We start from the raw sequence: 7056 nt of genomic DNA on the forward strand, positions 1-7056 counted from the left end.
TTGAGCTACTCTAAAGCAAAGCTGCTGCTTTCTCAGATAAAGGTGAACGCTCTCCTTTGTATAGGGTAATATGACCCGCTAAAGGTTCATTTTTCAAACGTTCGGCTGCATAAGTTAAACCGTTACTAGCTGCATCTACATAGGGATTATCAATTTGTTCGGGATCCCCTGTTAAAACAATTTTTGTTCCTTCTCCTGCGCGGGTAAGAATGGTTTTAACTTCATGGGGAGTCAAGTTTTGCGCTTCATCAACAATTAAGAATTGTCTGGGAATGGTACGACCACGAATATAAGTAAGTGGTTCAATTTGTAGGATACCCTGTTCTAAAAGTTCTTCGTGTCCCCGTCGCCAATGTGCGGGTTTTCCTTCGGGATTTTCTGTACCGAAAATGAGATCAAAGTTGTCGTAAATGGGCTGCATCCAAGGGGTTAACTTTTCATCCACATCTCCTGGTAGATAGCCGATATCTCTCCCCATAGGAATGATTGGGCGAGAGATTAACAGTCTGCTGTAAAGCTTTTCATCAGCGACTTTTTGCAAGCCAGCAGAGATCGCCAAAAGAGTTTTTCCTGTTCCTGCTTTACCCATTAAAGTTACAAAAGGAATTGCATCTTCTAAGAGTAAGTTAAAAGCAAAATGTTGTTCGCGGTTGCGGGGTTTAATGCGAGAAATACCTGAAGGGGGTACTTTAATTAAAGGTACTAGGCGATTATTTTTACCCTGTACCATTGCTAAAGCCGTGTGGGAAGAATTAGCCGAATCAATTAAGGTAACTGCTTGATTAGCTAGTAATGGTTGCTCTAAATCGAGAAATCCTTCATTAAAAAAGCGATCGATTTCGTTGCGACTGACGACCATCTCAGAAATGTCGCTGTAGAGTTTATCCACATTGACTTTATCGGTGGTGTAATCTTCAGCTTTGAGTCCTAAAACGTCCGCTTTAATTCTCAGGTTAGTATCTTTACTCACTACCACTACAGGACATTGACACTGTTGCTGATACTCCAGAGCAATTGCCAAAATTACATTGTCTGCTAAATGTACTCCCAACTCTTGGGGTAAGGTTGTTAAGGTTTGGCGATCGCAAAAATCCACTGATAATGTACCACCACTATCCAGAGTAATCCCTTTGGTTATATTGCCTAATTTCCTTAATTTATCGAGAGTTCGGGATACTTCCCTTGCGTTACGACCAATACTATCTGATTGCTTTTTAAAACGGTCTAACTCCTCGATAATAGCAATAGGTAAAACGATATCATTGTCCTCAAAACGAAAAATTGCTTGAGCATCATGGAGCAAGACATTAGTATCGAGGACAAAAGTTTTTTTCATCATTTAAAAGCAATCAGTGGTTGTGTTCTACTTTACTGGAGTCTATCCTGTTTGGGGTACTTTATTAGTTAAGTGCCATGAAAATCAGCCTATGAATTCCCCTATTTTACGATTATCACAAGTTAGTTTAGCTGCTTCTGTGGGTGTAGATTATCTGTTGCGAGATATTTCTTTTACTGTTAATGAAGGAGAAAAAATAGCGATTATAGGTGCTTCAGGTAGTGGTAAAACTTCTTTATTACGTCTTTTAAACCGCCTAAGTAGTCCCGTAGAAGGAGAAATATATTTTCTAGAAAAGCCTTATCAAGCTCATAATATTATTACCTTAAGACAACAGATTATGTTAGTTCCTCAAGAACCAAAGTTATTGGGAATGACAGGAAAAGATGCTTTAACTTATCCGTTGCAATTACAACAATTACCTTCTACCGAAATAAGCGATCGCCTTTCTCAATGGTGTGATACTCTACAGATACCCCAAGCATGGCTAGAACGCAACGAATTACAGCTTTCTCTAGGTCAAAGACAGTTAATTACAATTGCCCGTGCTTTGATGTTAGAACCCAAAATACTACTGCTAGATGAGCCTACTTCGGCATTAGATCGTGGAGCTAGCGATCGCCTTTTAGCCGTTCTCAATCAGCTTAATATTAGCCGTCAAACAACTATTTTAATGGTAAATCATCAATTAGAAATAGTTCAAAAAATCAGCGATCGTATTTTATATTTAAACTCAGGAAAAATCTTGAAAGATGTAAAATCTTCTCCAGAAAATTGGCATCAAGTCAACCAGCTACTAATACAAGAGAATCAAACTTTAGCACAAGAATGGTAATTGGCAATTAAGGATTAAGGAAAAAAGAGTCAAGCTCCTTAGTATTTTTTTTAGTAAATCATCAATCAATAACAACTTAAAAAATAAATCTTAGACTGTGCTTTTTTATCTAAAAAACAATATATTTTTTTATTTTACATTGGAAATTTTAAAAGATCTTGAAAAATCACAAAATAAAACTACGCAAACAAATACTAAAACAAAGACAAGCCTTATCTGTTACTGAGTGGCAAACTAAAAATAGTCAAATTTGTTACAACCTCAAAAAACATCCTTTATTCATTGAAGCGAAAACAATATTAGCTTATTTTAGCTATCGTCAAGAACCAGATTTAAGTTCTTTATTTAAAGAAAAACAATGGGGGTTTCCCCGATGTCTTAATAATTCTTTAAATTGGCATTTCTGGCAACCGCCACAGCTTTTAGAGGCTAATCAGTACAATATCTTAGAACCCCTCACAACCTCCCCTAAAATTCAACCTCAGCAAGTTGATTTAATCCTTGTTCCCACACTTGCTTGTGATAATTCTGGGTATCGTTTGGGTTATGGTGGAGGCTACTACGATCGCTTCTTAAATAATTCTTTATGGCAAAATATTCCAACTATTGGCATCGTCTTTAACTTTGCTTATTTAATTCAGTTACCAATCGAGCCTTGGGATATAAAATTGAATTATATCTGTACTGAATCATCGCTCGTTGAGCATTGAAATTTCAAATACTGATAGCTAAAGCTCTTATTTAAGTAAGTTTCTCTAAAATAGACTCAAAATAAAAATTTGTATTTAATTTTAATAACCAGAAACTCTTTATATTTATTTAATAATCAAAAAACTAGCTACTTAAAGATAAATTAAGCAAACTATTATTAATGATGAGTAAAAATACTCATATTACTTAGTAAATCGGCAATTTCATTTAAGCTTTATTAAGTAAGCAGCAATTCATATTTAAAAAACTGAGCAAATTTGTTAGATTGATTCAACCAAAGCAAAAACAGATCTCTACTGTTGTTTAGAATCTTTATTTTTATTAAATTTTCGCAAGTTTTATAATCACAAAGAATATGAATCATTTTCAAGACTCTTGGATACAAGAATGGTGTGATAATAATGGTTGGACTGACCTTGTTAAAGAACGCTACAATCACTATTGGGCTTTCCCTCCTAATGCAGTTATGCCCGAACCTATTCCTCATAAAGTATTAAGAGTTATTAAATCAGAAAAAGGATTTAGCTCTGAAGAACAATCATGGTTGACTATTGCTATTGCTATTAGTGCAACTTCAGCTATTTTATGTTACTTTTTAGCCAATCCTATGCCAGTAGTGTTGGCTTTTGCATTTGATGCCATTACTGTCGCCCAACTAGAAGTTGAAGAAGTTTAAACTGCATCTATCGGAAAATCAGGAATGTTTTAAGACAATATTTTGGGGGATTAGTTATTGCGGTGCGATCTAAGATTTTCCCAGTAAACGTCTGTCATATGCCCTAAAGGACTTCCTTCGGTCGCGCGATGCGAAGATGTATCCTTTAGGACAAACTTTTGAGGAAACCTGGTGCATACGTGGAGTCACCGAACGCGCACTGCTGGTAATTAGGAAATGGAAACTCACATCAAAACTGGACATAAGCCATCAACTATTTCTACATAAAAAATTCCATTTCTCTATCTGGACGAAGTTTATCTTATAATCAATCTGGTTAGTTGATAAAAAAATCAGAATGCAATTTGGTAGTAGCAAAAATAATCAAACCCAAGAAAAATGGCGATGGCAAATTGATAACTTTGTCGATGACAATGAAACTCAACTAGCAGCTTTAACTTGGAATTTACAGCAAGAATGGAACGACAATAATAATACAATTTTAGGTATCGATCTTAAACCGCAACCTCATTTTGTAGCTTGTAGTAGAGAGCAAATTGAAAAGCTAAGCCAAAGTACAAAAGGACATCTCCAAGAAATTCTTGGTTTAATAGATGGTTATAAATCAGAAATAGAAGTATTAAATCTAGTTATTGGGGAAGGTCAAGTCAAATTGATTCATTATCAACCCCAAACACCTCCTCCTGACTGTGCAAAATCAGAAGAGAACAATGCTGAACAACTAATAGAAATATTAGAAGCTAAACTTAAACAATATTTTCAATAAGCAAGTATACAAAACAAATTACTCATAAAAAAGCTCAAAGCCTCTGAGAGATAAAGATCATTATCTGTCAATAATTTTGTTTAGGTTCTTCATTATTGGTAAAGTGATCAAAATAAAAGATGTTAATGATTTGATCCCTTAAATTACTAATTCTACAATTTAAGAATATTTTTTTTAAGTTTGGTTTTTTCTTTAACGAAACATTGAGAGCTAGTACGTATAGTTTAGTAGTTAAAAAAATCAGCATTTCTAAATCCATAATGATTTAAATTCAATTATTTATCAAAAATAATGAATAAGTAAGAGTTTAGTATTGCTAAAAAGCTATGACAACTATTTACTAAAATTACTCGATCGGCAACGCCAAAAAAAATCAATTGAGCAGCTTAAAATTTTGAATACTTCTAATTATTAACTCTTAATTTGATTCCTATTTTTTCCGTGACTTCGACAAAAGATTGTCCTGAAGTCAATAAAAAAATAAAGCCTACAATAAGCAATCTCGAAAAATAGACCTTTTTCTTGTCTTGGTGCGTTTCCCCGTTTTCCTTTCGGCTCTTCTATCAACTACTTTAGTTTGTACCTGTAGAACTAAACTTCTTTTTATTTTTTATAACAAATTTTTTATCTTATCTAGAATTTTCTAAAGGTAAGGCTATATTTAGAATAGAACATTCTTAAAAGGCTATTTGCTATTAGCCTAGGGGAGTTTTAATATGGCAAGGTATTCTTTTAACTCTGACGAGCTTAATAGTGAAAATAGCTTAATAATTGAAGGTATTCCCGTTGCAGAAAATCCACTAGACAGAGAATTAATTCTTTTGAGTCTAGGAGATTTAAATGGAGATGGTAATGACGATATTTATATACACCCTTCACTATCACCCTTTGTTGATGAAACAACTTTTTTTGTTTTAGGCAATGAATCGCTTCCTGATACTTTAAATTTAGCCGATCTTGATGGTAGTAACGGTTTTTCTATTAATGGATTATCTTCTGTATTTGATTTGTCTGACATTAATGGAGACGGTTTTCCCGATGCCACATCTATTAGGTTTGAGGGAACAGATCAAGATACAATCAGCATCACAAGAGTTTTATTTGGTAGAAGTGAATTTCCCGCAACAGTCGATGCCACTACTCTAGATGGCAGTAATGGTTTTACTATTTCTGATGGTGGAAATCCTGTCGTCGCTTTCCCTTCTATTGACGGCGATATCAATAATGATAATATTAACGACTTTCTCTTACTGACTACTGCAACTCCAGAGAACAATTCTCCTCCTGTCAACACAGTTATCTTTGGTCGGAGTGATTATCCTGCTGAGTTGGACATCTCCAATATAGATGGTAGCAATGGCTTTGATGTTACTACTAGCAATACAAATAATACATTCCTTACTGCTGGAATAGGGACAGTTGATGTTAACGGAGATGATTTAGATGACTTAATTTTTAGTTCTTATGATGAAAATTTTACTAACTATGTTGTTTTTGGTCGTAGCGAATTTCCTGCGGAATTAGACTTAGACTCTTTAGCTAGTGACGAAGGTTTCACTATTACTCAACAAGCAGCTAATACCGATGATGATGTCAATGAGTTAGTGACGGGAACTCTTGTAGAAGACATTAATGGGGACGGTATTGGAGATATTATTTTTGACAAAATACCCGATTCTAACTCGGAAAATGAGCAGTCAGGGGAACTTTTTGTCATCTATGGTAGTAGCGACAATACAGCTACTACTTTTGATGTAGCTAATATCGATGGAAGCAATGGCTTTACTATAGATTCTGCGGTACAGTTTAGCTCAACTATCGATCTTAATGGAGATAGCCGACAAGATTTAATAGTTCAAAGTTTTGTTGATAACTCAACCTATGTCATTTTTGGTAGCGATAGCATTCCTACCAATCTCGATCTTAATAGCCTTGATGGAACGAATGGCTTTGTCTTTGATGACAGCAATTTAAATGCTACTGAGGGAGGAGATATTAATGGGGATGGCATTGATGATTTATTTTTGAACAACAGTACTGGAGCTGATAACGAAGAAGTTGATTATTACATTCTGTTAGGTAGTCAAGAAGCATTTCCTGCAACTGTAGACCTTAATGACCCCAATACCAACGCTCTTGAAATATTAGGAACAGATAATGGTGTGGGATTTGGACTATTTGATATGAATGGTGATGGTGCAGATGAAATTATTTTTAACGCCACTCCCAATGAAGAAGATAACACCATTTCTAGTGCTGCTATTTTATTTGGCGATAGTGATTTAAGTTTTGCTACTGATAATTCAGGAGAAGAGCCTGAACCCGAACCCGAACCCGAACCCGAACCCGAACCCGAACCCGAACCCGAACCCGAACCCGAACCCGAACCTAACCTGAATCCGATCCAGAACCGAACCCGAACCTGACTACGTATGATTAATCTAGCTGAAACTTCAGTATTTTCCGTCATTTCTAAATAACTGACGATCCGTCAGGAATAACTGAACATTTGATTCATGAGCTACGTACAACAACGTAACGCAACAAAATATCCGGAAGACGAAAACTTTTGAGAAACGTTCAATGAACTGCCGCCCTGACGACCAGTAGAAGGGAGGCGTGCCAGATGCCAAGGACAGGAACTAAGGGGATTGCAGTACATACAGAGTGACACATACAGTCTGCGACACTATGCATCATAGGACTGACGTATACATCGATAGCTGACACAG

The 7056-nt window shown here is 35.6% G+C and carries 6 protein-coding genes; 5 read left to right on the plus strand and 1 reads right to left on the minus strand.

Annotated elements, in window-relative coordinates; translation table 11 throughout:
* Positions 1–10 precede the first annotated feature (10 nt).
* Positions 11–1336 carry a PhoH family protein gene (locus tag H1P_RS04895; protein WP_144864728.1) on the minus strand — a complete coding sequence of 442 codons (1326 nt, stop codon included), beginning with the start codon at positions 1334–1336 and terminating at the stop codon, positions 11–13.
* A gap of 22 nt (positions 1337–1358) precedes the next feature.
* Between H1P_RS04895 and H1P_RS04900 the strand changes: the two genes are divergently transcribed.
* The 5 genes from H1P_RS04900 to H1P_RS04920 all read left to right on the plus strand — a co-directional run bounded on the left by H1P_RS04900 (position 1359) and on the right by H1P_RS04920 (position 6750).
* Positions 1359–2171 carry an ABC transporter ATP-binding protein gene (locus tag H1P_RS04900; RefSeq protein ID WP_246141473.1) on the plus strand — a complete coding sequence of 271 codons (813 nt, stop codon included), beginning with the start codon at positions 1359–1361 and terminating at the stop codon, positions 2169–2171.
* A 158-nt stretch (positions 2172–2329) separates the two neighbouring features.
* Complete coding sequence (locus tag H1P_RS04905) at positions 2330–2881, plus strand: 5-formyltetrahydrofolate cyclo-ligase (protein ID WP_144864715.1); 552 nt, start codon at positions 2330–2332, stop codon at positions 2879–2881.
* Between the two features lie 356 nt (positions 2882–3237).
* A complete protein-coding gene (locus tag H1P_RS04910; RefSeq protein WP_144864717.1) occupies positions 3238–3558 on the plus strand; it encodes a slr1957 family protein in 321 nt (106 codons plus the stop codon).
* A 337-nt stretch (positions 3559–3895) separates the two neighbouring features.
* Positions 3896–4324 (plus strand): beta-carboxysome assembly chaperone CcmS, encoded by a 429-nt coding sequence (gene ccmS, locus H1P_RS04915; RefSeq protein WP_144864719.1) that lies wholly within the window; start codon positions 3896–3898, stop codon positions 4322–4324.
* Positions 4325–5040: 716 nt separating this feature from the next.
* A complete protein-coding gene (locus tag H1P_RS04920; protein ID WP_144864722.1) occupies positions 5041–6750 on the plus strand; it encodes a hypothetical protein in 1710 nt (569 codons plus the stop codon).
* Positions 6751–7056 lie beyond the last annotated feature (306 nt).

This window comes from Hyella patelloides LEGE 07179 (assembly GCF_900659865.1).
Taxonomy (GTDB): Bacteria; Cyanobacteriota; Cyanobacteriia; order Cyanobacteriales; family Xenococcaceae; genus Hyella; species Hyella patelloides.